This window comes from Exiguobacterium sp. s75 (assembly GCF_018617145.1).
In the GTDB taxonomy this organism is placed as follows: Bacteria; Bacillota; Bacilli; order Exiguobacteriales; family Exiguobacteriaceae; genus Exiguobacterium; species Exiguobacterium profundum.
Genome location: NZ_JACSJQ010000001.1, coordinates 1,474,931 through 1,500,819, shown reverse-complemented (window position 1 = coordinate 1,500,819; position 25,889 = coordinate 1,474,931). Strand labels below are relative to the sequence as shown.

Sequence of the window (25,889 nt, the reverse complement as noted above, 5' to 3'; positions counted from 1 at the left end):
CGGTACACTCGAAGTAGATCAAGTACTGGAGGGTGCAAACATGAACATATTAGAAGTGCAAAACTTATCGAAAGTATACGGCAAGGACGAGATGGAGGTCAGAGCGCTCGATGACGTCTCGTTCACGGTGAAGAAAGGTGAATTTGTCTGTATCGTCGGGCCTTCGGGTTCGGGGAAATCGACATTGTTGCATTTACTTGGTGGTGTCGATGTGCCGACGAGTGGACAGGTGTTGATTGATCAAACAGACATTTATGCATTGGACGAGACGCAGCTTGCCATTTTCCGTCGTCGACAAATCGGTTTGATTTATCAGTTTTATAACTTGATTCCGATTTTAACGGTCGAAGAGAACATCACGTTACCGATGCTATTAGATGAACAAAAAGTGGATATCGCGCACTTGGAACGCATCATCGGTATCTTGGGCTTGTCAAACCGATTGACCCATTTACCAAATCAATTATCGGGAGGGCAACAGCAGCGCGTTTCCATCGGGCGGGCACTGATTAGTAATCCAGCTATTATCTTAGCCGACGAGCCGACAGGAAATTTGGATAGTCAAAATAGTGAAGAAATCATGAGCCTGTTAAAACTGTTCAATAAGAAATTCAATCAAACGCTCATCATCATTACCCATGACGAGCGGATTGCCTTACAGGCGGATCGTATCATTTCGATTGAAGATGGCAAGATTGCGAAGAATGAGGTCGTCCGCGCATGAACATCATCAATAAAATGACACTTCGGCATTTGCGCGAGAACAAACGACGCTCGCTTGTTACAATCATCGGAGTCATCATCTCTGTATCGATGATTACAGCTGTCACAACGCTCGGATCTTCTTTTTTGGATTTGATGATTCGTCAAGACATCGCAGATAACGGAGAATGGCATGTTCAGTATCTAGATACAAACGAAAAGCAAGTCGAAGCTATTCGGGATGATGCGAACACGAAGGCTGTCATCCTTTCAAATGATGGTTATGCTCAACTAGAAGAGTCACAAAATGCTTACAAACCATACTTATATGTTCGAAACTATAACACATCCGGATTGAAGAGTTTTCCAATTGACTTGACTGAGGGGCGTCTACCGGAAAAAGAAGGCGAAGTCGTCATTTCAGAAGGGATTCGCCAAAATGCCCTCGTCACCTATAACATCGGTGATGAATTGACACTGGAGATTGGAGAGCGGATTGATCCGTCATCAGGTTACGTGTTGACACAAAATGATGGTTTGATCCGAGAAGATGAGACGATTCTCGAACAATTAAACATTGAGGATACGGTGACATTGACGGTTGTTGGAACGATGGCTCGACCTGACTGGGAACCGACTTGGTCGCCAGGGTATACAGTCGTCGGATTCATCGATGATCAAGAATTGAATGGAGCAAAAGTCGATACGTTCGTCGCCTTGAACGATGTAGACAACTCGATTTATTCGGAAGCGAAACAGTTGATGACCGAACAGAACATAGAACGTGTCGCCTATAATTCCTCGTTGCTTCGTTATTATGGAGTGACAAATGACGATGGCTTGCGTAAAACGCTATATGGATTTGGTGGAATCATCATGGCGGTCATTGTGATCGGTTCGATTTCTCTAATCTATAACGCATTCGCCATCAGTGTGTCGGAGCGTTCTCGTTACCTCGGAATGTTGGCAAGTGTCGGGGCTACGAAGCGACAAAAGCGGAACTCGGTCTATTTTGAAGGGATGGTCATTGGGGGGATTAGCATTCCACTCGGTATCCTGGCGGGGGTTACGGGTATTGCGTTCACATTCCTATTCATCAATGCATTTGCCGAAAAAGCGTTAAACGTGACGGAGAAGTTTGAAGTTGTCGTCACACCGATTACTTTACTATTAACTCTCTTTATTTCGAGCGTAACCATTTTCATTTCCTGCTATCTTCCGGCGCGTCGAGCCTCAAAGATTTCTGCGATTGACGCCATTCGTCAAACGCAAGATGTACGATTGACGTCAAAACAAGTGAAGACGTCAAAACTAGTTCGTCGTCTTTTCGGTTTAGAAGCAGAGATTGGGTTGAAGAATACGAAGCGCAACCGTAAACGATATCTGGTTACCGTCTTCTCGCTCGTCATCAGTATCGTCCTGTTTTTAGTGGTCAGTTACTTCACTGATCGTCTCGAACAGTCCCTTGACATGTCTCAAGCAGAATATGATTTCGATATTCTTGTGAATGGTTCAACGCTTGATCAAAATGATTTACGACGTTATGAATCGTTAGATCATGTGACGAACGGAACATATTTTGAAAATGCAACGGTCCAAACGATGGTCAGCAAATCTCAATTACCGAGTGCAATTATCGAGAACGAGAATTTGGCATCGTCGTTTGTTGACGGAAAATTTATGTACTACGTATCCCTCTATCAATTAGATGATGAAAGTTTCAATGCGTACTTGAAACAAATCGGAGCGCCTGTCAGTCGTTTTGAAGACGGGGACGTACCAGGAGCCGTCTTGATTGATGAGATCTCGTATCAAGACATGGATCAGAAAAAATTCATCACTTCAGAGACGGTCGAAGCAGAAATCGGTGATACGTTTGAATTGAGGGACGAGAATGCAACGGGCGACGCGGCACCGCTTAGAACGATTCAAATTGGTGCTATGACAGATATCGCCCCGACCGGTGTGATGACAGGTTCTCTTGGATGGCTCGATGTGATAGTACGAGAAGGGACGTTTGAAGAAGACGCAATCGGGGATTTGATGAAACAATCGAGTCCGTCAATCGCGTTGAATTCAGATGATCCCGAGGACACACAACAAGTGATTGAAGCGGAACAGAATTTGGATTTGTATGTCTTTAACGTATCGGAACAACGGGAACAACAAGAACAGATGTTGTTACTTTTATCAATATTTGTGTATGGGTTTATCGTGCTAATTTCGCTAATTTCGATTGCGAACATTTTTAATACGATTTCAACGAGCGTCTCACTTCGTCGTCGTGAGTTTGCGATGCTTCGTTCAGTTGGGATGACACCGAAAGGATTCAATAAGATGGTGTACTATGAAAGCATTTTTTATGGGGTAAAAGCCCTTGCGTATGGGATTCCCGTCAGTCTTCTCATCATGTACCTCATCTATCGAGCGCAAATCAATACGTTTGATGCTCCGTTTACCTTGCCGTGGAATAGCATTCTGTTTGTCGTCATCATGATTTTCATGATTGTGGGTGCCTCGATGCTATATTCCGTTTCAAAAATAAAGAAAGACAACATTATCGACCGATTGAAACAAGAAAATGATTAAGTAGATTATTGAAAAATTCATAATAAACCATGAAGTACACAACAAGGGGCTCAGTACATGCTGAGTCTCTTTTTTATGATGTCATGACAAACAAAACACGATTGCCAAAACGATACGAAGAACGACCAAAATAATAATATTTTGTCACAGCTCTTGTTAATTAACCAAAAATAGGATATTTTTGATATATCGGATGACGATATAACGAAGAACGATATAAAGGAGCGGGATACGTGACACAACAGTCAAGTACAGGCGCATTAACCGAGGCGGTTTATTATATATTATTATCTCTGCAAGTCCCGAGGCATGGGTATGGGATAATGCAATTCGTGCAAGAATTGAGCAATGGGCGGGTTCAACTCGCCCCAGGTACGTTATACGGCGCCCTCAGTAGTCTAGTAGACAGAGGATGGATTCAGGCGCTCGAAGGTACGGGGCGGAAGAAAGAGTATGAGATCACGGAAGCGGGTCGGAAGGCACTCCGGTCAGAATTAAATCGGCTAGAAGAACTGGTGCGACATGGTCATGAATGGACGAAGGGGTTGGACACATGAAGACGAAAACGATTTATCGCATCTTTGTTGATTATGAGAAGGAAGAGAAGTGGCTCAACGAGATGGCTCAAAGCGGATGGGCACTCGAATCCTTTCGTTTGATGCGATATGTGTTCAAACAAGTCGAACCCGGGACGTACACGTATCGAATCGAACTATTGTCTAACTTACCTTCGCATCCCGAGTCGAAGGCGTATATGGCATTCCTGGATGAAGTGGGCATCGAAGTGGTCGACACGTCGTACCGGTGGATTTTCTTACGAAAACGAACGAGTGACGGACCGTTCCAATTGTATTCGGATTTTGATTCGATGATTCAGCGAGAAAAACGAATCATCCAACTGTATGGCGCAGTGGGACTCGCTAACTTTGTTGTGGTGATAGCGAATCTTTCCAATCCATATGCGCAGTGGACCGTCCTATTGAACATAGCTGTCGTCGCAATGTTGGCTTATGCGGTACAACATCATACTCGGAAAGTCAGGACACTAAAAGGTCTCAAAGCGATTGGAGAGATGAAGTCGTCAGATTGAGCGCATGGTTAGGAGGAGCAAGATGGATTCACCAGAATGGAAAGACTGTATCATTTGTTTCGGATTGATTGCGGGAACGACACTCGGTGTGATTCTCTCGTTCTTCTTCGATATCGAGCTGGTATATGGGATTGCGAGCGGGGCGATGATTGGCTACATTGGCGGACTTGCCGTATCGATTTGGAAGAAATGATGGATCAGGGTAACATTCCTCGTCTCGACGACGAGGTTTTTTTGATAGATTGTGACGAATGATATGAGATTGGGGTCTATAGTTATAGAGGGGTTATTACGAAGGGGGTAACTGGATGGATGACCAGGTCATCATCGATTGGTACTGGGAACGATCGGAGTATGCGATTGTCGCTACGAAGAAGAAATACGGAAGCTATTGTCATCGTGTTTCTTATAATATTCTACAGAATCGCGAAGACACAGAGGAGTGTTTGAACGATTTATATATGAAAGCGTGGGAGTCGATCCCGCCGACACGTCCGCTTCGACTCGGAGCGTATTTGACGAAGATCGTGCGAAATCTCGCACTGCAGCGTTATAAGAAGAATCATGCAAAAAAACGTGGTGGTGGGGAAGTACCGCTCGTCTATGAAGAACTAGAACATGTCCTTACGGAATCGATGAAAGACGAAGACCTCGTCGACGTGTTGAATGAATTTCTAGCAGACCTACCTCGACTGACAAGGGTGATGTTCATGCAACGTTATTTCTATTTACACTCGATTCAAGAAATTGCAACGACACATCAGCTCGGGGAGAGCCATGTCAAAATGACCTTGAAACGCACACGGGATGCGTTACAGCGAGCGCTTGAAGCAGAAGGGGTTCGTGTATGAAAAATGACCAGATCCTTCGACTACTCGGTGAAGTCGATGACCGGTATATAGAGGAATCGATGATGATAGAGCGAAAACCTTATCAACGACTGAAATGGGGAGGGGGACTTCTCGTTGCGATCGCTGCAGGATTCATGCTCTTCACATCGAATGTCTGGAACGAACGCATCCCATTATCTACGGATTCCACTGCGAATTCCGTTCACATTGTCGACCAATCAAAAGTGACATCAGATATTTCCGAGGAAAATATGATGGACATGACCGAAGATGAACTCTTTTCGAAATGGAATCCGGTCGTGGTCCGAGGAACGGTCACGAACATTCGACATATCGAGATTGATTTCAATGGAGAGACCGAATATCAGTCACTTATCACGATACACGTATCTAATGTGTATCGAGGGGATGTGCAAATCGGGCGAGATTTGATTGTTCGTGCCGATGCAATTGGGGAAACTGGACAGGCAAAACATATGAGTGTTATCTCGCACGTGAAACAGGGCATGGAAGGAATTTTCATGCCGATTCCATATGATGACGAGTTTGTCTGGGAACAAAATGATGCCACGCTCCGATTGAAAGATATTGCCGATTACGGTTTTCCGGATGGGGAGCGTTATCTATTTTTAGATACTCCGAACGCACTCTTGTTCGAGCGGGATGCTTACCCCTCCTTACAAGGTGTGGACTCACTCGATGAAGTAGAGGACTGGATGATGACGCGATTTTCAGAATAATGGAGAACTCAAATCGATAAGGGGGAAATGGATATGGAACGAAAGATTACCGTAAAAGGGACGGGGAACGTCTCATCTCGACCGGATTTGATTGTGATTCACATGGACCTCGTCTCGAAAGCACCACGATATGAAGATACGATGACCGAAGCAGCAAGTGCGGTGTCCCATCTTCAAAAAGCCATCATGCGTGCTGGTTTTGACAAGACGGACCTCAAAACGAGTGACTTTTCGATCGATACGGAATATGAGAGCTACCGTGATCGAGATGAGAATTATCGGTCACGCTTCGTCGGATACGTCTGTAAACAGAAGACGAAGCTCGAATTTGCGCTCGATACATCTAAACTATCGGACGTCATCGAACAAATCAGTCAATCTCGGGCAAATCCGAAACTCTCCATTCGCTTCACGATGAAAGACCCGAATGCGATTGAGGATCAGTTATTGGTGAGTGCTGCGGAGAATGCGAAGAAACGAGCGGAGCTTCTTGCGAAAGGAGCAGGCGCCGAGCTTGGGGACTTGCTTCAAATTGACTACACATGGGGAGAGATTCACCTGTTCTCGCCTACAAACGTCCTCTATAGTCAGGACGTCGTCTATTCGGAATCACGGATGCCCGAACTCGAACCAGATGACATTGACGTCAGTGATTCGGCGACATTCGTCTGGAGTCTCAAATGAGGCGACTGATTTTCTTGATGCTCCTTTCACTCTCGACTGCGCTGCCCGCATCTGCCCTTTCCTGGGCCTATACGTTTGTCGTGTTCGACCGAAACGCATATGAAGTGCTCGACACAACGATCGAAGAGGATGCACTCGGTGACGTGATCGGTGAAGTGGAGACAGTGGTCAATGATGAGACGGGACGTTACTACGGGAATGCTTCGAACGGATATCCGATTGGGACGGTGTACCGTGAAGTCGACGGGGAGTCTGTGGAAGACGTCATTGCGGTCGAGGACGGTTCGGAGTGGAAGCGAGCGGAGTATCGATTCGAAGCACCCTATCATACGCGCGACTTTGTCACGTTCTTCGGCTATTTGCTGCTCGGGATGGGCATCATCATGATAAGTTGGTCGTTCTTCAAGCGAAGTTCGTTGTACAAAAAAGAAGCATGAACGAAAGGAGAAATGGGAAGGGGAATACAGAAAGGTTCGGCAAAGGGGGGATTCACGATGAACATCTTGATTATTTTTGACTCACTGTATGGTCATACAGAAAAGGTTGCCCATGCGATGCAAGAGGAACTGTCGAAAGACCATGAGGCACGCATGGAACATGTGTTGAACATTGGATTAAGCGACTTGGCATATGTCGACCTGGTCATCATCGGCTCACCGACACATGGGGGATACGAAACGGAAGACATCAAAGTGTTTTTGGATGGCATCTCGGACAATGCGTTACGAGGAAAACGGACGGCTGCCTTTGACACAAGTATCGTCAAAGAGAAACAGAATCCGATTCTTGGAAAAATCATCGACTGGTTCGGTCATGCCGTCAATCGAGTCGAAGGGGAAATGATTGAAAAAGGGGCGACGGATGTCCAGAAAGAGTCGTTCCTCGTCGATGGGACGACGGAGATGTTGAAGGAAGGCGAACTCGAACGCGCGAAAGCGTGGGCGCGGGAGTTGGTCGGATAATACACGAAACGCATTCTGAGAACAGAGTGCGTTTTTTCTTGAAGCAGACGAGAAGAAATGAAAAGCGGGTAAATATTAAATAAGGCATAAAGAACGATAATTGTTCTCTATGCCTGTTCGAAAGATTAATTTACTTCAATGATATCTTTTACAATTGTTCGAAGTCTTTCTGTATATTCTTCAATTTCATAGACATGATTAATTTTGTGGCGAACGTTAGGCTCATCTCGGAAAGTGATGTATTTGTTCGTTAATGAATTTAAATGTAGACGACAAACCCATTTCCGATTACTATCATCAATCAAAATATTGAAGTAACTAGCGTTATCTCTATAAAAAATTCGGTCTTTATCAATTACTGATCCTAATAATACTTTCACTGTCGCATATCCTTCGATTTCTTCTTGAGTTGTTTCAATGATTGGTTGTGCTGGAATATCGACCGTTATTTCTTGCTCTTCTTCATTGGAAACAGGATCATCTATATTTGGCATTGCAGTGGGTTCTGTTTCACCTGAAATTGCATGCTTGATTCGTTCATTTAAATTTTCACTGATAAATTGATTGAAGGCTTTAGAAACAATTGGTCGGAACTTATCGACCACAGTTTGTGTCTTCATACCAAGGTAGCATTCTTGAATGAGTAGTTTGATTAATTCATCACTCGGTGACTGAGACAAGGTCTTTAGTTGATCTTTAATTGCACTGAGATATTTAAGTTCTTCCGCTGTCGAAAGAATTGTATTTACGTTGAATTCTTGTTTTTTAAACTTATATAGTTCTTTGATTTCATTATCTTTAATGTTTGATAATACGATTTCAAAGAAAGGAGTGCTATCCATCACATTAGGAGATTCTAAATCTGTATAAAAGCGATACATGTCACCATTTGTCAAGATTGCAAATTTTGCTTGTGTCGTTCCAAAATACCGAAATAATTGAGAATCATGTTTTGTTAATCGTTCATTAATAGATTTAGCTTCAATTAGAATTGTTGGTTTACCATCCTCCATAATGGCATAATCAACCTTCTCGCCTTTTTTTATACCTACATCAGCAATATATTCAGGAGTAAATTCTGCTGGATTGAAAACGTCATATCCAAGCGTTTGGAAAAACGGCATAATCAGAGCGGTCTTCGTGGCTTCTTCTGTCGAAATTGAGTGTTTAAGTTGTTTGATGCGTTGAGAAACAGTACGAATATCTGAAGAAAACTTTTCCATTATAATAACCTCCAATATTTGCATTTATTAAGTTAATACTACCTTTTATTATCGTGATAGTAAATTTGTCTTTATATAGTTTTTTAATTGTTAAGGAGATTGTCACAATAGAAAGGGTGATATCCATGAAAAAAATGGAACGGGATGTATTGGTCGGTTGGATTGTCGTCGTGCTAGTCCTCTTGATGCATTTTCTGATCACCGTGTCTCTCGGCAACTCGTACTTTGCTGAAAGTTCGTTGAATCGAATGTTGTGGCTTTCGAGTTTTCCGGCATTCTTAATCGCATTCGTCGCAGCCTTCTTCCAAAAAAAGAACACGGTCTTCCTAGCGGTTCGTCGTGGGCTACTGTGGACCATCGAGTTGATGGTCGCCTTCACCATTCTCGCTTGGGTGTTCCGTTCTTTCGAAGGACTGTATGCGAATGCTGGTCTCTACTGGTTGTTCGGTGCCGTCTTAATTGGACCAATCTTTTATATGATGGCGTTCCGACGTCAACATTCGAAACGAATCCGCACCCCTTGATTGAAACGCTTCCTCTCAAAGGAGGCGTTTTTAGATTGCCTCAGGATGGGAAAAGATAGAGAGAAGAGAGATTGGAGGAGAGTGCGATGAGCCAGTATTTTTCATCATCTTACGAAGAGTCGCGAGAGAAGTTCTTGAACTTACTGTCTGAAGTGAAACGATTTTATCCGAAAGCGGAGTTGTTGACACACTCGATTGGGGACGAGAGTATCGACGTCATTTTAGGGGAGCCGAAACGAGAACGAAAAGCGATGATTCTCATGACAATCGGGGAACATGGAATTGAAGGGTATGCGGGCGCCGCGGTGACCCATCAATTTGTTCAAACACAACTCGCGCATGTCCGTCATGAGACGACGGGAATTTGTCTCATCCATGCTGTCAATCCATGGGGGATGAAACACTTTCGACGTGTCAATGAACACAATGTCGATTTGAACCGAAATTACGTCATTGATCGTGAGTCAGTCCCATATAACGTGAACCGTGAATATGAGCTGATGCGCCATCTCTTCGTACCGGACGGAGTAATTGACGACTATCATGAGGCACGTGAACAGATCTATTCATTTCTCGGCTCTGGAATTAAGCTTGATGGCTTCAAAGCGATGAGTGGTGCAAAAGGGATGGGGCAATATCAATTCCCGAAAGGGGTGTATTACGGGGGAGAAGAAGGCGAACCGTCTGCCATCTTTTTGAAGGGAATTCAACATGATTTACTTGAGCGCTATGGAAAAGTCGTCCATCTCGATTGGCATACCGCACTCGGACCGACGAACGAGGTGACGATGGTCATCAGCAAACGGGACGGTCGCACGGAAGATGAGTTAAAACAAGCGTACGGTCTAGACAACGTCAACGTGTATGACCCGGACGAGGTACTCGGAGATTCGACGAATCATTTTTACTACGTGCGCGATACGGAATACCCGGACAAGGGTCTCGTTTCTGCCTTATTTGAATTCGGTACGTTTGGGACGTCGACAAAAGCATCCATCCGTGAATTTTTAACGATTATTTTAGAGAACCGGCTGTACTTTGAAGGGACAAAGGACCCTGAGGCACGAAACAGTATTCAAAACGAATTCATGGCGATGTTCTATCCGGAAAACGCGGATTGGCGAGAAGCTGTTTTACGAGAAGGAGCGAAAGCCGTTGAAGGTTATCTAAAAGGTGAAGCGCTCTGGCGCGACACATAAGAGGGTTTCTCGAAGTCGGAATAGGGAATAATGAGGTTGTGAGTGTTTTCGCTAAATAATGACTGTGGAGGTTGGATGATGGGATATATTACAGCACATGACGGTACAAATCTATACGTAGAGGATGTCGGGTCTGGGGAACCGATTGTCTTCTTGCACGGTTGGCCAGCAAACAACAATATGTTCGAGTATCAGAAGAATGCGCTCGTCGAAGCGGGATATCGCTACATCGGCATTGATTTCAGAGGATACGGGAAATCTGATGCCCCGGCGACAGGTTATGACTATGAGACAATGGCGTCTGATGTGCATATGGTCGTCTACGGACTTGGCTTAAAAAACTTCACGCTCGTCGGTTTTTCAATGGGTGGGGCGATTGCAGTTCGCTACGCAGCCGACTATAAAGAGGATGGACTCAACAAATTGGTCTTGGCCGGAGCCGCGGCACCAATCTTCACACAGCGTGCAGATTATCCATATGGAATGACAACGGACGAAGTCGACGCATTGATTGACGATACACGGGCAGACCGACCGAAGATGCTCGAAGGGTTCGGAGAAATCTTCTTCGAGAAAGAACATTCGAAACCGATGCAAAACTGGTTCCACCATCTCGCGCTCGTCGCGTCGAGCCATGGGACGATTGCCTCGGCACAAGCGTTACGCGACGAAGATTTGCGCGATGCCCTGCCGAAGATTGACGTCGAGACGTTGATTATTCACGGAGTGCACGACAAAATTTGTCCTTTTGAGTTTGCCGAACAGATGGAGCAAGGCATCCCGAATGCGCGAATCGAGCGCTTTGAAGAGAGCGGACACGGTACGGTGCTGGATGAACGAGAGAAATTTAACGATACGTTGTTGCAGTTTGTTCAATAATCGATGGCCTCCGAATCGGGGGCTTTTTGTATGTCGATAAGGGTAAGAACCAACGAAAACGGGTATAATTCAATTGGAGTTCCCTTCCATTTTTTGAATCACTGAAACATCGCTGTGACTAGAGTCACGATGTTTTTTTGTGTTGTTTTGGAGAAAGGGGGATGAAACCAGATTAGAACATGGATTTAGTTCAACCTGTCCTACCATTCATGGTACAATAGCGGGGTGGATTAACAGATTGAGGAGAGATTTAAATGAATATCGCTTTCTTTTTATATCCGAAAGAAGACGTCAAATATTTGGACCCCGAATCAACGGTACGACAAGCACTTGAAAAGATGAAGCATCATCGATTCACGTCTGTCCCACTCGTTTCGGAGAACGGATTTTACGCCGGGACGATGACAGAGGGGGATTTACTCTGGGCACTCGCAGAACAGCTTCGCGGGGAAGAAGACTATGAAAAAGTGCTCCGGACACGTCTAAAAGACATTAAGCAACGCGTTCGCTATAAGCCGGTTTCGATTACGGCACAAATCGAAGAACTTGTCGATGCGATCACGGACCAAAACTTCGTGCCGGTCGTCGATGACGGCAAATACTTCATCGGCATCATCCGACGCCGTGACATCATCGAGTATTACTCGACAAAGTTGAAACAATTGGAGAATGAAGTCCGATAATGAACAAGCCAGAACCGACTCCCGGTTCTGGCTTGTTTTACGTTTCTTTCAGCTTCGTTTTTAAAATAGGAGTAGGGCAAACCTCAATCAAATGGTGGAAAATGTGGAAGTACATATTTTCCTAATTCATCGATGACTTGGTTCTCGTCAACGATCCGTCTCGACAGTTTGTGAAGGAAGTTGGATGGTCACTCAAGCCAATCTTGGACGCCACGTGCGCCTGGGGCGAGTGCCATATCAATCAGTCCGGTGAAGAGGTCATTTCATAACCATCACGGTCGTCCAATACGGGCGACCGTTTTTCGTAGTGATAAGTCGGGTACAGGGACAGAGACAAGGAGGGAATTAGGATGGACGTGAAAACTTTTTTGTTTACAGATGACGGCTCCATTCCCAACCATCCGGATTATCCGGCGCTCCTCTATCGTGGCGTCTTTGATGACCCGAGCGGGATGCGAGAGACGTTTGCCCATAATGAATGGACGAACAGTTGGGTGAACGGGGTGTTCGACTATCATCACTATCACAGCAACACGCATGAAGTATTGGGCATATTACAAGGTGAAGCGACGCTTCAACTCGGAGGGACGAACGGTGACCTCGTCCGCGTCCGCCTAGGTGATGTCCTCATCTTACCGGCGGGAACGGGACATCGTCGCATCGAGGCGAGCGAAGATTTTCAAGTGGTCGGGGCATACCCGGACGGTCGCGACTATGACACATTGACAGGAAAGACGGAAGAACGACCGGACAACGTAAAGCGAATCGAACAAGTCGAAAAACCGAAGTTTGACCCCGTCTTCGGGACGACGGGTCCACTACATGAAGCATGGACAAAGGAGGAAACGTTATGAATCAACGACTACCACATTCTTTATTACTTGCGGCTTTAAAGCAAAACGTCGTCAAATTGAAAGACGGGCGCGAGATGCGCGCACTCGGACAAGGTACATGGCGCATGGGGGAAGACAAATCGAAGCATGATGCCGAGGTTGAGGCGCTTCGGACAGGAATCGACTGCGGACTCCATGTCATCGACACAGCGGAGATGTACGGGGAAGGGGAGTCTGAGAAGTTGGTTGGGGAAGCAATCCAAGACCGACGCGAAGATGTCTTTCTCGTTTCGAAAGTGTATCCATACAATGCGTATGGCGACAAACTCGTCAGCGCATGTGATGCGTCGCTCGAACGACTCGGGACGGACTATCTGGATCTCTACTTACTACATTGGCGAGGTGATGCCCCGCTCGAGGAGACGGTTCAAGGGATGGAACAGCTGAAAGCGGACGGGAAGATTCGGGCATGGGGGGTCTCGAACTTCGATGTGGACGATATGAAGGAATTGCTGTCGCTACCGAATGGAGACAAGTGTGCGGTCAATCAAGTGCTCTATCACCTTGGCAGTCGCGGGATTGAGTACGACCTCCTTCCTTATCTAAAAGAACAAGGGATTCCTGTCATGGCATACGCTCCACTCGCTGAAGGAAGTGACGTGAAAGAAGACGTCTTCAATAACGAGACGATCAATCGGATCGCGGAGGCGTATAGTGCCTCAGTCGCGCAAATCTTACTTGCTTGGACGATTCGGAGCGGACACGTCATCGCCATCCCGAAAGCCGGGCAGGCGGTACACGTGGAAGAGAATGCGGCAGCACTCTTACTTCAGTTGACGGAAGACGATTATGCGGCACTTGATGCGGCATTCCCGCCACCAAGTGGGAAAGAGCCGCTTGATGTGATTTGAAGCTTGTCCATAAAAGCGGGTCCAGTCACTGATATATTCGTGACTGGACCCTTTCCTTTGAATCGAGTAACTTAATCGGTTATCCGATAAAAACAACACAATTCTTCCTCGGTACTATAAAATTTCCAAAGACATGTATTGTAATGATGCGAAGCGAGTGTCGGGATCAGATTTGAGAAGCTGAACAAGGAGCCTATTTCAAATTCATGCGCCAAAGCAATTTGCATGATTTCTTTAGATGATTGATTAGAAGCCTCACTTTCTTTTTTTTCTTTGAATAGAATGCAACTTGTTTTAGAAAAATGTCTCATCATCTCTACTGCCAAAGGTAACGAGTTCAAATTAAATTCGGCTACTCCGATGTAACCCAATTCCTCATTCACTGTGATTGGTTCTTCAATTCTTGATGTAAAGCCATGTACATCATAATATTTTTCGAGTCTTTTCCAATACTTATAGTAATGAACGATTCTCTCGCTTCTTTTTGACCCATCTCCAATAATGCTTAGCCACCAAAACGTATAGTTCGCTTCACTCTTATCTGTCATAAAATGACGCAACAATAGGTCATCACATGTTTTTTTGAACAAAAGTCCGTCTTCATAGGTGATTAATCGATCGCCTACAATGCTGAAAGATTCGAGGGGAGGCCGATTTTTTCTCCAATGTGGAGCTAGATGATCGGATAACCACCAGAATGATTCGTATGCGTTCTTCGTCTCTTCGACATAATATCTCATGATTCAGTCCACTTAGTTTGTACATCAATTTCAGAGAAAATGAACGTCGTCTTCGTATGCGCATACGGGATAGCGGCATCGATAAACTGCTCGGTCTCGGCGAATGTCGCGAAATGCATTTTGACTAAAAAGCAGGCGCTCCCCGAGAGGCGATAACAAAACGCGACGTTCTCGTAACGTTTCAAGAATGTCGTGAACGCCTCATAGTTGCTGTTCTTCACGGTCGCCTCAATCAGACATTGAATTGGTTGACCGAGCAAGTTATGGTCGACCTCGATTGTGTACCCTTGGATGACGCCGAACGATTCGAGCCGTCGGACGCGTTCGCCGACGGACGGGGCCGATAAGTTGATACGACGACCGAGCTCGCTCATCGAGAGACGACCGTCCTTTGTCAATTCAGCTAAAATCAGCTGGTCTGTTTCATCAATTTTTAACATGGAAAGGATTCCTCCTCATCTCATTCTGTATGGCATGTATTTTACCGTGAACACGTTCGGAATGAAATGGGAATCATTCGAACTCCTTTTTATACTAGATACAGGGGGTGACGAGATGACACGGATTCGACAAACAAATACAGGAGCGACACCATTCGAGCGACTGCTCGGATACAATCCGCGCATGATGCAACAATGGTCCGCACTCGGTGAGACGATCACGGGAGACGGGAAATTGTCCGCCGAACTAAAAGAACAAGTCCGTCGAACACTTGCGCAACAAAACGGATGTGCTTATTGTCAGGCGAAAGGGAAACCGGCTATCCACTCGTTCGACGAGCGGACGGCACTCGCCGTCGGCTTCGCCGAGGTCTTTATACGGATGAAAGGAGAGACGCCGGCTTCAGCGATTGCTGTGTTGCATGAGACGTTTTCCGACGCGGAGATTAGCGAGTTGTGCGCCTGTATCGCTTTTTTGACCGCGTCCCAATACGTCGGCGCCATGCTCGGACTTGAAGCAGAAAGAGGCTGGGACATAACTAGCCGGTTTTAAAGCTTTTTGGATAAAAAGAGGGGTCCGGTCACCGATTTTCGGTGGCCGGACCCCTTCTTTGCACTTCCGCCGATGCCATTGGCGATGAACTTTCGTAGGTTCACCGCCATGAGGGCGAAGCCGAGCTCACGTTTCACACGCTGTCGACGAGGTCATGGACGGCGAAGGCGATATCGTTTTCCTGGAGCCGGACTTCTAAATCTAGGGGCAAAACCAATTGGTTCATGGTATACTCTTTGTACATAGGGGCACCTCCAAAGTTATGGTTTGGTCACTTTAACTTTATCAGAGGTCGTCCCTATCTGTTTAGTCCGAAATGCGTGCACGAACCCATAAAAATGACAAGAGGCCCCCGTGAGCGAACAAGTCGCTCACGGGGGCCTCTTTCTTATAAATCTACTGGGTTATGTCCCAGCCTCAATTTTTTATTTTGCGAGCGGGTGGCTCAACAAATAGTCTTCGATTTGATCAATCGTTTCTTTCAACACGCCGTCTGCGAATGGTGATTTGAGACCTGCCAGTTCGACGAGTTCGAGGAACGAGCGGCTTCCGCCTGCCTGACAGAGTGTGAGGTAATCGCTCCATGCCGCTTCGCGGTCTTCATGCATGCGTACCCAGAACTGGAACGCACACACTTGCGCGAGCGTATAGTCGATATAGTAGAACGGGCTTTGGAAGATGTGACCTTGTTGGTGCCACCATGCGCCCGATTCAAGATAGTCGTTCGTCTCATAATCACGGTGCGGGAGATAGACCTTCTCCAAATCGCGCCACGCCTGACGACGCTCGGCTGCTGTCATCTCCGGGTTGCGGTAGACGACATGTTGGAACTCATCGACGAGCACGCCATACGGAAGGAACGTCATGCTACCTGCCAAGTGATTGAACTTATACTTGTCGACTTGGTCGCCGAAGAAGAGCTCCATCCATGGCCAACAGAAGAATTCCATCGACATCGAGTGAATTTCACACGCCTCATACGTCGGGAAGGCGTATTCCGGTGTCGTCAAATGACGGCTTTCATACACTTGGAAGGCATGACCGACTTCGTGCGTGAGAACATCGATGTCGCCGGCCGTCCCGTTGAAGTTCGAGAAGATGAACGGAAGTCCTTCAGACGGTAAGTACGTGCAGTATCCGCCGCCAGATTTCCCTGGTTTCGCCGTCAAGTCGAGGGCGCCGCGTTCCTGCATGTACTGGAAGAACTCGTCCGTCTCATTTGAGAGTTCACGATACATCTTGTTTCCGCCTTCGATGATGAACGACTCATCGCCTTGCGGTGTCGCGTTTCCGTCTGGGAAGACGAACGACTCGTCATAGTAATAGAGGTGGTCGACACCGATTCGTTTCGCCTGCTTTTCTTTCAAAGCAGAAGCGAGCGGGACGATGACGTCACGGACTTGTTTCCGGAAGTTGTCGACCATCGACTCGTCATAGCCGACACGCTGCATCCGTGCATAACCGAGTTCGACGAACGACGGGAAGCCGAGCGCATGAGCAATCTCCGTACGGACCCGTATGAGTTCCCCATAAATGCGGTCGAGCTCGTCGCCATTGTCTGACAGGTATGTATAGCGGGCGACAGATGCGGCTTTTCGGACATCACGGTCTGGTGATTGAAGATATGGGCCGAACTGTGACAAGTTGAGTGTCTTGCCGTCAAACTCGATTTGCGCAGCGGACATGACCTTTTGATAAGCTGTCGCGAGGCGGTTTTCTTCCTGCAGTTTCGGGATGAGTGACTCCTCGAACGTTTCAAGTGCGCGCTCGGCGAGAGAGAACAGTTGGCTGCCCCATTCCGCTTCGAGTTCAGTGCGAAGCTCGTGGTTCGTCAAGACGCGATAGTACGCTTGAATCTCCTTCTCATAGACCGGAAGTGCGTCGTCAAAGAATGCCTGTTCTTCTTCGTAAAACGAATCGCGTGTGTCGACCGAATGTCGGATCGCGACGAGTTGACTTTGTGTCTCAAAGTCGTTCCGTTCTTTGTTGATTTGGCGAATGAGTTCGTTCGCTTCCTCGAGTGTGCTGGCTTGCTGTAATTCGGCAGAATAGTCCGACAATCTGCTGTTTAAAGCGTCCAAGTCGGGCCGTTCATATGACAATTTTGTGAAAGTCGTCATTGTAAGCGCCTCCATCGTGTGAAATTTTTACAAAGTGTAAAAAGGGCTTGCAAAAGCGATTGCACACTCGTATTCTTACGATGTGTAAAACGATTTCGCACTACCTTATTACAACTATACCGTTAATGGGGTAGGGATTGAAGTATTAGCTTTTCGGGTATAAAAGTGTAGACTTCGATTCAATAGAACATGTTGGAGGGATTAAGCTATGGGATTCTTTAAAAAACTTTTTGGTGGTAAAGAAGAACAACTCAACGCGGTTTCACCGCTTACAGGAAAGGTCGTCGACATCACGAACGTACCGGACCAAGTTTTCTCACAAAAAATGATGGGTGACGGAATCGCAATCGAGCCGACAGAAGGAAAAGTCGTCTCACCGGTTAGCGGAACAATTGCGACAGTATTCCCAACAAAACACGCGATCGGTATCAACGCGGACAACGGTGCGGAATACTTGATTCACATCGGTTTAGACACGGTCAACTTGAAAGGCGAAGGCTTCGAGACACACGTTACAGAAGGTCAATCTGTCAAAGCAGGCGACCCACTCGTCACGTTCGACCTCGATTTCATCAAAGCGAACGCGCCATCGACGATCACTCCGATCATCGTCACGAACCACGACAGCTTCGGCGTGAACAAACTTGTCGCAGAAGGCGACACGGTGACAGCTGGATCTTCGGAAGTCGTCGAGTTGACAAAGAAATAAGAAGACGACCCATGACTCGGGAGCTTAGGCTTCCGAGTATTTTTTTGCGAATGCGGGAATTATAATGAAGAGAGGGAAGGGGGAAATGAGATGGATGGAAAAAATGCACCATACCGGGGATACGGGGATCGGATACGAATATTACGGGAACGGGCCGGATTGTCGATTGAGACGCTTGCAGAACAGATTGGTGTCGCACCGTACTTTATCCGACGTACCGAACTGAGTGAGGTCTATCCGACCATGCCTTACATAGAGGCGCTCGCAGACGCTTTGCAAATCGACCCGAACTATTTGGCCCGCCATATTTGGACGGGCGAGTCGCTCAAAGTACTCATGCGAGGAAAAGTACCGGAACTCGAACAGATGAAGCTCGCCTATGAAGAAGCGATGCACGGGAAGTCCGTCGAAGAAATGCAACGGCAACTCGAAGTACGGATGCGCATCTTTGACTTGATGCACGAAGAGGAGTTACATCGCATTTTCAAAGAAGACGAGGAACCGACGTCACACCATGCACTCGAAGCGCTCGTCGATGCGGTACTTGACCTCGGACGGTCACATGACACGACGCGTCATATCGTCCCGTTCGCCCGCTATGTGGAACGTCTCGTCCCAGACCAATTCGCGGATAACTCATTTCAGTACTCAGAGTATGGCGTCGTGGACAAATCCTATAAATTACAATGACCGTAGAGCATTCTACGGTTTTTTTGTGCACGATGAATTATAAAATTAAGTGCAACACCCCAAAGTGAACACAAAAAGTGACCAGGAGAATCCCTGGTCACTTCAATCAGCGCGTCGGACGCGCTTCGTAGCGTACTTTTGGACGTGTGCCGGCGAGTAAGAAGCCGAGCACGATATTCAAGATTGTGAGCACCCATCCGACATAACCGAATGTGTAGGCAAGACTCGCCAGCATCGTTTGCCAGTCGAGCAATGCTGCTGCGTCCCCGCGGAATGTGAAACGGATGACGGTGAAGCCAATGAGTGTCGCTGCAGTAATCATGATGCCGATCCATGCGCCACCGAAGCGGGACGTTTGAGAGCGTCTGCTGACCGGATACCAAAACGCGAGCGTTCCGATGAACGCACTGCCTGCATAGGCAAGCAGGATTTGCCATAACGCATCCGCGTCTAAGAAGACGGTATAACAGATGAACGTCGTGAGCGTCGTCATAAACGTAAAGATTAAGGCTGCGAGTAATCGTGATCGCATAGTTCGTTTTCCTCCTCATTTTGCACATTCTTTAGAGTAAACGAAAACGAATTTGCTGTAAACGTTATTGACGGTTTTGTAATATTTGTCGCCATTGTTTAATAGCGTTCGTTCCATAGAACAAGACGCCGCCACGATAGAATTTCGAGCCAATCCACAGTGTGATGCCAATCGTTCCGATGAGTAACCCAATCGAAAGCGCCACTTCCCATACGGCCACATCGACGAGCATGACGCGAAGGAACATGAGCATCGGAGCGAAGAACGGGACGAACGAGAGAATGGTCACGATGGTCGCATCCGGGTTGTTCAATCCAAACATCGCGACTAAGAACGCAGCGACGAGGAGCATGATGACCGGCATGACCATTTGTTGTGACTCTTCGACACGGCTGACAAGTGAACCGAGGACAGCGAAGAGTGAGGCGTACAACAAGTACCCGAGCAAGAAGAAGACGAGTAGATAGATGACAGCCCGTGCGTTGCCGGCGTTCTCGATGACCGTCGTCGCCAGTTCGCTACCACTCGCACTTACATAACCAAACCCAAGGAAGATTCCGATTTGGATGAGGGCGAGTGTCCCGATAGCGGTCACTTTCGCAAGCATATGGGTCACCGGATGAGTCGTGGAGATGATGAGCTCCATGACACGCGATGACTTCTCCGTCGTCACTTCTGTTGAAATCATCGATCCGTACGTGATGATCGAAATGTACAGGAGCATCAACATGACGTAAACGAGCGCCGAAGACGAGAGGAGCTCATCCGAGTTCTCTCCACCGCGTCCGAGATAGGACTCGTCGAGTTGGATCGGTTCGCTGAGGGCAGCGATGACGGTCGGGTCGACATCGGACGATTCAATCAATTCCGCATTGCGCAACTGTTGTAAGGATGTTTGCAAGAGGGTCGTGAACTCCTGCTCCGGGCGTTCGGAGATAACGCGAGCATCATAGCCGTCAACAAAAGCGACGACCCCATACTCTCCGTCGTTGATGCCGGTCCGTGCCTCTTCTTCCGTAATTTCGCTAGAGGCGACGTCTTCATAGCCGAGTGATTTCATCGTGTCGACGATTTCTTTGTTCTCAGACACGACGAGTGCGCTCGCTTGCTCGGAATCCTCAAACGTAGACATGATGCGGTCGATGTTCGTAAACCCGAAGATGAACAGGATGGTTAGCGCCGTCGAGATGAGGAATGCTTTTGAACGAATTCTCGATTTGAGTGTGAACGCATAGAGCGGTCCAAAGTTATGAAACATGCTGTCCGACCTCCTTGATGAAGATGTCATTGAGCGATACCGGTTGGCGCATGAACGTCTTCACGTTCGCCTGATGACGGACGAGTGCCGACAGGACGGCGTCACTGTCTTCGAAAGAATGTAAGCGTACGAGATGACCGGATTTGTAAGGCTCGATTGTCTCCACGACTGGGAGCGACTCGAGAATGTGAATCTGATCCGTTTCAATAAAGAGGGCAGGCTCTTCGTATCTCGACTTGATTGTCGGGACGTCACCGCTTACGACGGCACGGCCACCTTTCAAGATGCCGACGTGTTGGCACAATTCTTCGACATGTTCCATTCGATGACTCGAGAAGACGATGGTCGTCCCGGCGTCACGCAACGCGAGAACTTCACGCTTCAGGATTTCAACGTTGACCGGGTCGAGGCCGCTGAACGGTTCGTCTAAGATGACGAGTTCCGGGTTATGGAGCAGGGCGGCGACGAGCTGAATCTTCTGTTGATTCCCTTTTGATAGCTGCTCGACGCGCATCGTTTCATATTGAGGAATTTCAAGGCGTTCGAGCCATGACTTGACCGCGCGTTTGGCATCGCTCCCGCGCATGCCCTTTAGGCTTGCGAGAAAGACGAGCTGTTCACGCACTTGGGATTTGGGATACAGGCCACGTTCCTCGGGCAAATAGCCGACGATGCGATGGTCGACCGCTTTACCGTTCCACGTGATACTCCCATCGGTCGGCTTCAAGATGTCGAGGATCATCCGGAACGTCGTCGTCTTGCCAGCACCGTTTGCACCGAGCAAACCAAACATTTCCCCTTGTGGGACGCGGAACGTGAGGTCGTCGACAGCTTTGAAGTCACCAAACTCCTTGGTGACGCGTTCGATATGTAATGCCATATTCTATTCCCTCCTTAGAATGTCTCTTCTTCTATCGTACGCCACCTTGAGCAAAAAGTTTCACTTTTTCTGGTAAATGATTTATCTTGAAATCAAGATAATAAAAGGAGGATGACAATGAAAACGCAGTCTACGGGAATCCATCACATTTCGTCGATGGTACAAGACCCGCAACGTACGCTAGATTTTTATGGACAGGTACTCGGTCTCCGCTTCGTGAAACAGACCGTCAATTTTGATGACCCGGGCACGTATCATCTCTATTTTGGGGACGAAGTCGGAACACCAGGGACGGTGATCACGTTTTTCCCGATCCCGGGCTTAGGGAAAGGGCAGGTCGGGAGCGGACAGGTTGGCGTGACGACTTATCTCGTACCGGCAGGAAGTTTACCGTTCTGGGAAGAAAGACTACAACAGCACGGCATCGCGACCGTCGCCACTGAACGGTTCAGCGAGGCATCACTTTTATTTGAAGACCCGGACGGACTCGTCGTCGAACTCGTCGCCCGACCGAGCTCTAAACAGACACGCTGGGTCATCCCCGGTATCACAGAACATGAAGCAATTGTCGGATTCGCCGGAGCGACCTTGTTGTCGAAAGCACCGGACGAAACCGTGCGCTTGTTGACGGAACTGTTCGGCTTTGAACGGGTCGCAGAGGATGAAGAGTGGATCCGTTTGAAAGGGTCAGCAGATTACGGGAACGTCATCGATGTGAAGAAAACGATTTTACCGAACGGGGTCCCTGGGACGGGAACAGTTCATCACATCGCGTGGCGCATTTCTGACGGAGAACATTATCCGACCTGGCAAGATGCCATCTTTGACCTTGGGTTAAGACCGACCGAAGTGAAAGAACGAAACTACTTCCGCTCCGTCTATTTCCATGATGCCGGTCGCATCCTGCACGAACTCGCGACGGACGTACCTGGATTCACCGTGGACGAATCCGTTGACACGCTTGGTGAGACGTTGCGCTTACCGCCATGGCTCGAAGCGGACCGAGATAAAATCGTCCGCACACTACCAACAATCACGATCCCGAGAGGAGAACGCATATGATTCATCAATTCATTCAAGGTACCAAAGAGACGACACTCGTTTTATTACACGGAACTGGAGGGACCGAGCAGGATTTGATTCCGCTCGCGAAAGAACTGTCGACCGAGGCGAACATCTTGACGCTTCGAGGGGATGTCATTGAAAACGGGATGTCCCGTTTCTTCCGTCGCCACGCGGAAGGGGTGCTCGACCTTGAAGATTTAAAGAAACAGACAGAGCGCTTCCTTCAGTTTTTAGATGAAGCTGCGACAACGTATGGTATCGACCGAGACAAGATGATCCCGCTCGGCTATTCGAACGGGGCGAATTTGATCGGGTCGGCACTTTACCGTCATCCGGCGTTCACTGCTTCACTCCTATTCCACCCGATGGTACCGGACCGTTCATTGACGCTACCTGACTTGTCAGGAACGAACGTGTTCATCTCGGCTGGCGAACGCGACCCGATTTGCCCGAAAACAGAAACAGAAGAGCTGACGTCGACACTCCGAAACGCGGGAGCGGACGTCGAGCTCTTCTATCACTCGGGAGGACATGAACTTCGCATGGAAGAAGTCGAGGCAGCACGGACATGGATTGCCGCATACCTCGACTGATTCATTCAAGCCATTTTTTTCGGTTTGTTCGGACGAGAATAGACGACGAGGACCCCTCGGTCAATCAAATAGGCGGCGAATAAACGTTTCGCTTCCTCAGCACGCACAGTTCGGTCGATTTGGATATACAATCGGCCGAGCTTTTTTTGTGAGGTGCGCGTGAGCAACCAAATCGAGTCGAGCGTATACTGCCAACTTTGGAGCGTGTCGCCACCGATGTATAAGTAGCGGTTTTGGGTGCGCTCAAGTAAGTAGTTGAGCCACCAGACGTCACGAGCCAGCTTGGCGCAGACACCGAGCACGAACGTGAGACCGAGGAAAACCATGCTAGATAAGACAGGATGAATGGCAGAGAACCCGTTGCGGACGGACTCGAAGGCGACAAGGAGCAATCCGACGGAAAAGACGCTGATGAACCACCAGAATCCGAAGTTAGAGAATGAACGTTTTGGGTCGTGCACCATATGATGTCGATTCCGGATGATCGATGCCATTCTCTCCACCTCCTTTATTAGAATATTCTGAATATTAAGTAACACTACTATACTATACTGTACCCAATTCCGTCTATTTGAATACGCACACAACATGCTGAATCGTGAGGATTTTTTGACGTTTCGGCTTGCATTCTTCGAATTATGGGAATGATGACAGTGAAGACATGAAAATTTTGTTGAAACGTAATTTCACTTTGTGGAGGAATCGCTTATGATAGGTGAGGGAATTTTCCAAGACCTATATGGATTCTGTCTGTAAAGAGAACGTGAAAACATGAAGGTCAGCTTCATTGCAGTCATCATAGAGAACTAGAGGGAATGTTATGAGAAATTATTGGTATGACAATATTAAAGGAGTACTCGTCCTACTCGTCGTCTTCGGACACTTGTTGACCGATGTCCGCGGCGCTTATGACGACATTTTACCAAAGTGGGTGTATCTGTTCCTGTATACCTTCCACATGCCGTTATTCATCATGTTGAGCGGTTACTTTTATCGGGAGAACCGCTATTTGCGCGTGATCCAGCTATTCGTGGTCTATGTCATTTGGCAGGTCATCCTTGGGTCATGGTTCGCATTTACAGAAGGGATTCCGATTTTCTCGCTTGAAAATCCGGGACTGAATTTGTTGAAGCCATACTGGGCGCTTTGGTATCTGATGGCCATCATTTTCTGGTACATCATCACCCCGTACGTGACACAACTGAAAGGCTACGTGTTGTATGCCCTATTATTCGCGCTCCTGTTCGGATTCCAAGCCGAGGCGACGGGGTATTTCGCGTTACGAAAAGTCATCATGTTCTATCCGTTCTTCTTGATTGGGAACTGGATGTCCGAGCGAAATACGCTCAACTTCTTTGAGCTACCGAAACGGGCCGAGCACCGGAACCGATACCGCATCGGTGGGGCGATTGTCTTCACCACGCTCACGCTGGGGCTCTTGGTCTCGATGCGCGTCCAGCAAGACGATACGTTCTATCATATCGGCAACTTGTTCAAATTCCGTTTCGCCTATGACACGGTCGTCCCAGAGGCGATGTGGAGTGGACCGTTCGCCTTTTTGATCGTCTATACGGTGTCGCTCCTCATGTCAATTAGTTTCGCGCTCATCATCCCAGGACGACAGCTCCCGATTTTTTCGCGTGCCGGGCAGTATAGTCTGTACGTCTATCTCGTCCACGTCTTCTTTGTTGTCGCCTGGAAGGCGTTTATACCGGCTGGGTTCATGCCGACATCTTGGATGCAACTGCTCGTCTTGTTCGGTGTCGCCTTTGTGATGGTCCTCGTGATTATCAGTCCACCGATGGTCCGTCTCTTGCGTCCGCTCGTCGAGATTGACGTGAAGCGAGTCCAAAATACGAAGGGTGTAAAAGGGTAAAGTCTTTTCTAAACGCTTCATTTCCGCTACACTTTATTAAGAAGAAACGAAACTAGAGTTAAGGAAGTGACCCTATGCCATACGAAAATGGAATGTACAGCACAGAAGGCGACGTGAACGTATCACGTCACGTCGTTGAAATGATCGCCGCGGTCGCGGTCAAAGAAACGAAATACGTCTCGTTCACGCAAGAAGACACGAAATTGTCAGAGCGTGCGCTCATGAAACACGTGAAAGTCGATGAGTCGGACAAAGGCATCACCATCAACCTATCGCTTTACATCGCTTACGGACAGTCGATCATCAAAACGGTGACGGCCGTCCAAGAGCGCATCACGCAAGATATGGACACGATGCTTGCGATGACACCACGTTCTGTGAACGTGAAAGTGGTCGGAATTCAGCTGTGATAAGAAAGGGGAGAGCACAGGCTCTTCTCTTTTTTTGATTTTTGCGAAAACGGTTGCATCAAGATAACGTTTTCATTTATAATAGAAATCGAACAAGTGCAACCGTTTGCATCATTGACCAAACGTGCGGCGGGTACTTGTCAAGTTCCCTAA

Annotated in this window: 31 protein-coding genes; 23 read left to right on the top strand and 8 right to left on the bottom strand. The window is 47.5% G+C overall.

Annotated features, from left to right (window positions below; translation table 11 throughout):
* Positions 1 to 40: 40 nt before the first annotated feature.
* From KNO68_RS07770 to KNO68_RS07725, 10 genes are all read left to right on the top strand, one after another.
* Positions 41 to 724 (top strand): ABC transporter ATP-binding protein, encoded by a 684-nt coding sequence (locus KNO68_RS07770; RefSeq protein WP_074033830.1) that lies wholly within the window; start codon positions 41 to 43, stop codon positions 722 to 724.
* Positions 721 to 3,291 (top strand): ABC transporter permease, encoded by a 2,571-nt coding sequence (locus KNO68_RS07765; protein WP_215112282.1) that lies wholly within the window; start codon positions 721 to 723, stop codon positions 3,289 to 3,291. The genes KNO68_RS07770 and KNO68_RS07765 overlap by 4 nt, the downstream gene beginning before the upstream one ends.
* 233 nt (positions 3,292 to 3,524) lie before the next feature.
* Positions 3,525 to 3,848 carry a PadR family transcriptional regulator gene (locus tag KNO68_RS07760; RefSeq protein WP_214811199.1) on the top strand — a complete coding sequence of 108 codons (324 nt, stop codon included), beginning with the start codon at positions 3,525 to 3,527 and terminating at the stop codon, positions 3,846 to 3,848.
* Positions 3,845 to 4,381: a DUF2812 domain-containing protein gene (locus KNO68_RS07755; protein WP_168169856.1), complete on the top strand. Its 537-nt coding sequence runs from the start codon at positions 3,845 to 3,847 to the stop codon at positions 4,379 to 4,381. Before KNO68_RS07760 ends, KNO68_RS07755 begins: the two co-directional genes overlap by 4 nt.
* Before the next feature lie 22 nt (positions 4,382 to 4,403).
* Complete coding sequence (locus KNO68_RS07750; protein WP_211782449.1) at positions 4,404 to 4,574, top strand: hypothetical protein; 171 nt, start codon at positions 4,404 to 4,406, stop codon at positions 4,572 to 4,574.
* Between the two features lie 115 nt (positions 4,575 to 4,689).
* Positions 4,690 to 5,232, top strand: coding sequence for an RNA polymerase sigma factor (locus tag KNO68_RS07745; protein WP_078147384.1), 543 nt, complete (start codon positions 4,690 to 4,692; stop codon positions 5,230 to 5,232).
* Positions 5,229 to 5,972: a hypothetical protein gene (locus KNO68_RS07740; protein WP_078147383.1), complete on the top strand. Its 744-nt coding sequence runs from the start codon at positions 5,229 to 5,231 to the stop codon at positions 5,970 to 5,972. Before KNO68_RS07745 ends, KNO68_RS07740 begins: the two co-directional genes overlap by 4 nt.
* A gap of 33 nt (positions 5,973 to 6,005) precedes the next feature.
* Positions 6,006 to 6,656 (top strand): SIMPL domain-containing protein, encoded by a 651-nt coding sequence (locus tag KNO68_RS07735; RefSeq protein WP_078147382.1) that lies wholly within the window; start codon positions 6,006 to 6,008, stop codon positions 6,654 to 6,656.
* Positions 6,653 to 7,093 carry a hypothetical protein gene (locus KNO68_RS07730; protein WP_215112281.1) on the top strand — a complete coding sequence of 147 codons (441 nt, stop codon included), beginning with the start codon at positions 6,653 to 6,655 and terminating at the stop codon, positions 7,091 to 7,093. The genes KNO68_RS07735 and KNO68_RS07730 overlap by 4 nt, the downstream gene beginning before the upstream one ends.
* Before the next feature lie 57 nt (positions 7,094 to 7,150).
* A complete protein-coding gene (locus KNO68_RS07725) occupies positions 7,151 to 7,618 on the top strand; it encodes a flavodoxin family protein (protein ID WP_215112280.1) in 468 nt (155 codons plus the stop codon).
* 125 nt (positions 7,619 to 7,743) lie between these two features.
* Here KNO68_RS07725 and KNO68_RS07720 read toward each other — a convergent pair whose 3' ends face one another.
* Entirely contained in the window at positions 7,744 to 8,841 is a 1,098-nt protein-coding gene (locus KNO68_RS07720; RefSeq protein WP_159562695.1) for a type I restriction endonuclease, read from the bottom strand.
* 125 nt (positions 8,842 to 8,966) lie between these two features.
* Between KNO68_RS07720 and KNO68_RS07715 the strand changes: the two genes are divergently transcribed.
* The 6 genes from KNO68_RS07715 (at position 8,967) to KNO68_RS07690 (ending at position 13,870) form a co-directional block, all read left to right on the top strand.
* Complete coding sequence (locus KNO68_RS07715; RefSeq protein ID WP_215112279.1) at positions 8,967 to 9,365, top strand: hypothetical protein; 399 nt, start codon at positions 8,967 to 8,969, stop codon at positions 9,363 to 9,365.
* Positions 9,366 to 9,451: 86 nt separating this feature from the next.
* Positions 9,452 to 10,564, top strand: coding sequence for a M14 family metallopeptidase (locus KNO68_RS07710; RefSeq protein WP_215112278.1), 1,113 nt, complete (start codon positions 9,452 to 9,454; stop codon positions 10,562 to 10,564).
* Between the two features lie 75 nt (positions 10,565 to 10,639).
* Positions 10,640 to 11,443, top strand: a complete 804-nt coding sequence (locus tag KNO68_RS07705; protein ID WP_215112277.1) for an alpha/beta fold hydrolase — start codon at positions 10,640 to 10,642, stop codon at positions 11,441 to 11,443.
* A 254-nt stretch (positions 11,444 to 11,697) separates the two neighbouring features.
* On the top strand, positions 11,698 to 12,126 hold the full coding sequence (locus tag KNO68_RS07700; RefSeq protein WP_012727014.1) for a CBS domain-containing protein: 429 nt from the start codon (positions 11,698 to 11,700) through the stop codon (positions 12,124 to 12,126).
* A 350-nt stretch (positions 12,127 to 12,476) separates the two neighbouring features.
* Positions 12,477 to 12,980, top strand: a complete 504-nt coding sequence (locus KNO68_RS07695; RefSeq protein WP_215112276.1) for a cupin domain-containing protein — start codon at positions 12,477 to 12,479, stop codon at positions 12,978 to 12,980.
* Positions 12,977 to 13,870 (top strand): aldo/keto reductase, encoded by an 894-nt coding sequence (locus KNO68_RS07690; RefSeq protein ID WP_285222495.1) that lies wholly within the window; start codon positions 12,977 to 12,979, stop codon positions 13,868 to 13,870. Before KNO68_RS07695 ends, KNO68_RS07690 begins: the two co-directional genes overlap by 4 nt.
* A 71-nt stretch (positions 13,871 to 13,941) precedes the next feature.
* Here KNO68_RS07690 and KNO68_RS07685 read toward each other — a convergent pair whose 3' ends face one another.
* Together KNO68_RS07685 and KNO68_RS07680 are read right to left on the bottom strand one after the other, a co-directional pair.
* Complete coding sequence (locus KNO68_RS07685; RefSeq protein WP_215112275.1) at positions 13,942 to 14,610, bottom strand: hypothetical protein; 669 nt, start codon at positions 14,608 to 14,610, stop codon at positions 13,942 to 13,944.
* Positions 14,607 to 15,050, bottom strand: a complete 444-nt coding sequence (locus KNO68_RS07680) for an Lrp/AsnC family transcriptional regulator (RefSeq protein WP_215112274.1) — start codon at positions 15,048 to 15,050, stop codon at positions 14,607 to 14,609. The genes KNO68_RS07685 and KNO68_RS07680 overlap by 4 nt, the downstream gene beginning before the upstream one ends.
* A 115-nt stretch (positions 15,051 to 15,165) precedes the next feature.
* Between KNO68_RS07680 and KNO68_RS07675 the strand changes: the two genes are divergently transcribed.
* Positions 15,166 to 15,603, top strand: coding sequence for a carboxymuconolactone decarboxylase family protein (locus KNO68_RS07675; protein WP_215112273.1), 438 nt, complete (start codon positions 15,166 to 15,168; stop codon positions 15,601 to 15,603).
* A gap of 425 nt (positions 15,604 to 16,028) precedes the next feature.
* Here KNO68_RS07675 and KNO68_RS07670 read toward each other — a convergent pair whose 3' ends face one another.
* Positions 16,029 to 17,723: a M3 family oligoendopeptidase gene (locus KNO68_RS07670; RefSeq protein WP_215112272.1), complete on the bottom strand. Its 1,695-nt coding sequence runs from the start codon at positions 17,721 to 17,723 to the stop codon at positions 16,029 to 16,031.
* A 208-nt stretch (positions 17,724 to 17,931) separates the two neighbouring features.
* Between KNO68_RS07670 and KNO68_RS07665 the strand changes: the two genes are divergently transcribed.
* Positions 17,932 to 18,432: a PTS sugar transporter subunit IIA gene (locus tag KNO68_RS07665; protein ID WP_215112271.1), complete on the top strand. Its 501-nt coding sequence runs from the start codon at positions 17,932 to 17,934 to the stop codon at positions 18,430 to 18,432.
* A 90-nt stretch (positions 18,433 to 18,522) separates the two neighbouring features.
* Positions 18,523 to 19,122 carry a helix-turn-helix domain-containing protein gene (locus KNO68_RS07660; protein WP_214683792.1) on the top strand — a complete coding sequence of 200 codons (600 nt, stop codon included), beginning with the start codon at positions 18,523 to 18,525 and terminating at the stop codon, positions 19,120 to 19,122.
* Positions 19,123 to 19,228: 106 nt separating this feature from the next.
* Here KNO68_RS07660 and KNO68_RS07655 read toward each other — a convergent pair whose 3' ends face one another.
* The 3 genes from KNO68_RS07655 to KNO68_RS07645 all read right to left on the bottom strand — a co-directional run bounded on the left by KNO68_RS07655 (position 19,229) and on the right by KNO68_RS07645 (position 21,792).
* A complete protein-coding gene (locus KNO68_RS07655) occupies positions 19,229 to 19,654 on the bottom strand; it encodes a hypothetical protein (RefSeq protein WP_078147368.1) in 426 nt (141 codons plus the stop codon).
* Positions 19,655 to 19,718: 64 nt separating this feature from the next.
* Complete coding sequence (locus KNO68_RS07650) at positions 19,719 to 20,912, bottom strand: ABC transporter permease (protein ID WP_214690617.1); 1,194 nt, start codon at positions 20,910 to 20,912, stop codon at positions 19,719 to 19,721.
* Positions 20,902 to 21,792: an ABC transporter ATP-binding protein gene (locus tag KNO68_RS07645; RefSeq protein ID WP_012727001.1), complete on the bottom strand. Its 891-nt coding sequence runs from the start codon at positions 21,790 to 21,792 to the stop codon at positions 20,902 to 20,904. Before KNO68_RS07645 ends, KNO68_RS07650 begins: the two co-directional genes overlap by 11 nt.
* Positions 21,793 to 21,909: 117 nt before the next feature.
* Here KNO68_RS07645 and KNO68_RS07640 point away from each other — a divergent pair, with 117 nt between their 5' ends.
* Positions 21,910 to 22,854: a ring-cleaving dioxygenase gene (locus KNO68_RS07640; protein WP_078147365.1), complete on the top strand. Its 945-nt coding sequence runs from the start codon at positions 21,910 to 21,912 to the stop codon at positions 22,852 to 22,854.
* On the top strand, positions 22,851 to 23,450 hold the full coding sequence (locus KNO68_RS07635) for an alpha/beta hydrolase (RefSeq protein WP_214758384.1): 600 nt from the start codon (positions 22,851 to 22,853) through the stop codon (positions 23,448 to 23,450). The genes KNO68_RS07640 and KNO68_RS07635 overlap by 4 nt, the downstream gene beginning before the upstream one ends.
* A gap of 5 nt (positions 23,451 to 23,455) precedes the next feature.
* On the opposite strand, the gene KNO68_RS07630 is transcribed toward KNO68_RS07635, so the two are convergent.
* Entirely contained in the window at positions 23,456 to 23,944 is a 489-nt protein-coding gene (locus KNO68_RS07630; RefSeq protein ID WP_214683800.1) for a hypothetical protein, read from the bottom strand.
* A 326-nt stretch (positions 23,945 to 24,270) separates the two neighbouring features.
* Between KNO68_RS07630 and KNO68_RS07625 the strand changes: the two genes are divergently transcribed.
* Positions 24,271 to 25,326: an acyltransferase family protein gene (locus KNO68_RS07625; RefSeq protein WP_214730394.1), complete on the top strand. Its 1,056-nt coding sequence runs from the start codon at positions 24,271 to 24,273 to the stop codon at positions 25,324 to 25,326.
* Between the two features lie 74 nt (positions 25,327 to 25,400).
* The gene (locus KNO68_RS07620) at positions 25,401 to 25,736 is read left to right on the top strand and encodes an Asp23/Gls24 family envelope stress response protein (protein WP_078147362.1); all 336 of its coding nucleotides are present in this window, start codon (positions 25,401 to 25,403) and stop codon (positions 25,734 to 25,736) included.
* Positions 25,737 to 25,889 lie beyond the last annotated feature (153 nt).

Excerpts from the sequence above, each read along its gene's own strand:
- KNO68_RS07685 (WP_215112275.1), bottom strand. The coding sequence starts at position 14,610 with ATGAGATATTATGTCGAAGAGACGAAGAACGCATACGAATCATTCTGG.
- KNO68_RS07635 (WP_214758384.1), top strand. The coding sequence starts at position 22,851 with ATGATTCATCAATTCATTCAAGGTACCAAAGAGACGACACTCGTTTTA.
- KNO68_RS07665 (WP_215112271.1), top strand. The coding sequence starts at position 17,932 with ATGGGATTCTTTAAAAAACTTTTTGGTGGTAAAGAAGAACAACTCAAC.
- KNO68_RS07725 (WP_215112280.1), top strand. The coding sequence starts at position 7,151 with ATGAACATCTTGATTATTTTTGACTCACTGTATGGTCATACAGAAAAG.
- KNO68_RS07670 (WP_215112272.1), bottom strand. The coding sequence starts at position 17,723 with ATGACGACTTTCACAAAATTGTCATATGAACGGCCCGACTTGGACGCT.
- KNO68_RS07710 (WP_215112278.1), top strand. The coding sequence starts at position 9,452 with ATGAGCCAGTATTTTTCATCATCTTACGAAGAGTCGCGAGAGAAGTTC.
- KNO68_RS07660 (WP_214683792.1), top strand. The coding sequence starts at position 18,523 with ATGGATGGAAAAAATGCACCATACCGGGGATACGGGGATCGGATACGA.
- KNO68_RS07620 (WP_078147362.1), top strand. The coding sequence starts at position 25,401 with ATGCCATACGAAAATGGAATGTACAGCACAGAAGGCGACGTGAACGTA.
- KNO68_RS07715 (WP_215112279.1), top strand. The coding sequence starts at position 8,967 with ATGAAAAAAATGGAACGGGATGTATTGGTCGGTTGGATTGTCGTCGTG.
- KNO68_RS07735 (WP_078147382.1), top strand. The coding sequence starts at position 6,006 with ATGGAACGAAAGATTACCGTAAAAGGGACGGGGAACGTCTCATCTCGA.
- KNO68_RS07765 (WP_215112282.1), top strand. The coding sequence starts at position 721 with ATGAACATCATCAATAAAATGACACTTCGGCATTTGCGCGAGAACAAA.
- KNO68_RS07705 (WP_215112277.1), top strand. The coding sequence starts at position 10,640 with ATGATGGGATATATTACAGCACATGACGGTACAAATCTATACGTAGAG.
- KNO68_RS07745 (WP_078147384.1), top strand. The coding sequence starts at position 4,690 with ATGGATGACCAGGTCATCATCGATTGGTACTGGGAACGATCGGAGTAT.
- KNO68_RS07640 (WP_078147365.1), top strand. The coding sequence starts at position 21,910 with ATGAAAACGCAGTCTACGGGAATCCATCACATTTCGTCGATGGTACAA.
- KNO68_RS07695 (WP_215112276.1), top strand. The coding sequence starts at position 12,477 with ATGGACGTGAAAACTTTTTTGTTTACAGATGACGGCTCCATTCCCAAC.
- KNO68_RS07655 (WP_078147368.1), bottom strand. The coding sequence starts at position 19,654 with ATGCGATCACGATTACTCGCAGCCTTAATCTTTACGTTTATGACGACG.
- KNO68_RS07675 (WP_215112273.1), top strand. The coding sequence starts at position 15,166 with ATGACACGGATTCGACAAACAAATACAGGAGCGACACCATTCGAGCGA.
- KNO68_RS07770 (WP_074033830.1), top strand. The coding sequence starts at position 41 with ATGAACATATTAGAAGTGCAAAACTTATCGAAAGTATACGGCAAGGAC.
- KNO68_RS07650 (WP_214690617.1), bottom strand. The coding sequence starts at position 20,912 with ATGTTTCATAACTTTGGACCGCTCTATGCGTTCACACTCAAATCGAGA.
- KNO68_RS07750 (WP_211782449.1), top strand. The coding sequence starts at position 4,404 with ATGGATTCACCAGAATGGAAAGACTGTATCATTTGTTTCGGATTGATT.
- KNO68_RS07755 (WP_168169856.1), top strand. The coding sequence starts at position 3,845 with ATGAAGACGAAAACGATTTATCGCATCTTTGTTGATTATGAGAAGGAA.
- KNO68_RS07720 (WP_159562695.1), bottom strand. The coding sequence starts at position 8,841 with ATGGAAAAGTTTTCTTCAGATATTCGTACTGTTTCTCAACGCATCAAA.
- KNO68_RS07680 (WP_215112274.1), bottom strand. The coding sequence starts at position 15,050 with ATGTTAAAAATTGATGAAACAGACCAGCTGATTTTAGCTGAATTGACA.
- KNO68_RS07690 (WP_285222495.1), top strand. The coding sequence starts at position 12,977 with ATGAATCAACGACTACCACATTCTTTATTACTTGCGGCTTTAAAGCAA.
- KNO68_RS07625 (WP_214730394.1), top strand. The coding sequence starts at position 24,271 with ATGAGAAATTATTGGTATGACAATATTAAAGGAGTACTCGTCCTACTC.
- KNO68_RS07645 (WP_012727001.1), bottom strand. The coding sequence starts at position 21,792 with ATGGCATTACATATCGAACGCGTCACCAAGGAGTTTGGTGACTTCAAA.
- KNO68_RS07700 (WP_012727014.1), top strand. The coding sequence starts at position 11,698 with ATGAATATCGCTTTCTTTTTATATCCGAAAGAAGACGTCAAATATTTG.
- KNO68_RS07630 (WP_214683800.1), bottom strand. The coding sequence starts at position 23,944 with ATGGCATCGATCATCCGGAATCGACATCATATGGTGCACGACCCAAAA.
- KNO68_RS07730 (WP_215112281.1), top strand. The coding sequence starts at position 6,653 with ATGAGGCGACTGATTTTCTTGATGCTCCTTTCACTCTCGACTGCGCTG.
- KNO68_RS07740 (WP_078147383.1), top strand. The coding sequence starts at position 5,229 with ATGAAAAATGACCAGATCCTTCGACTACTCGGTGAAGTCGATGACCGG.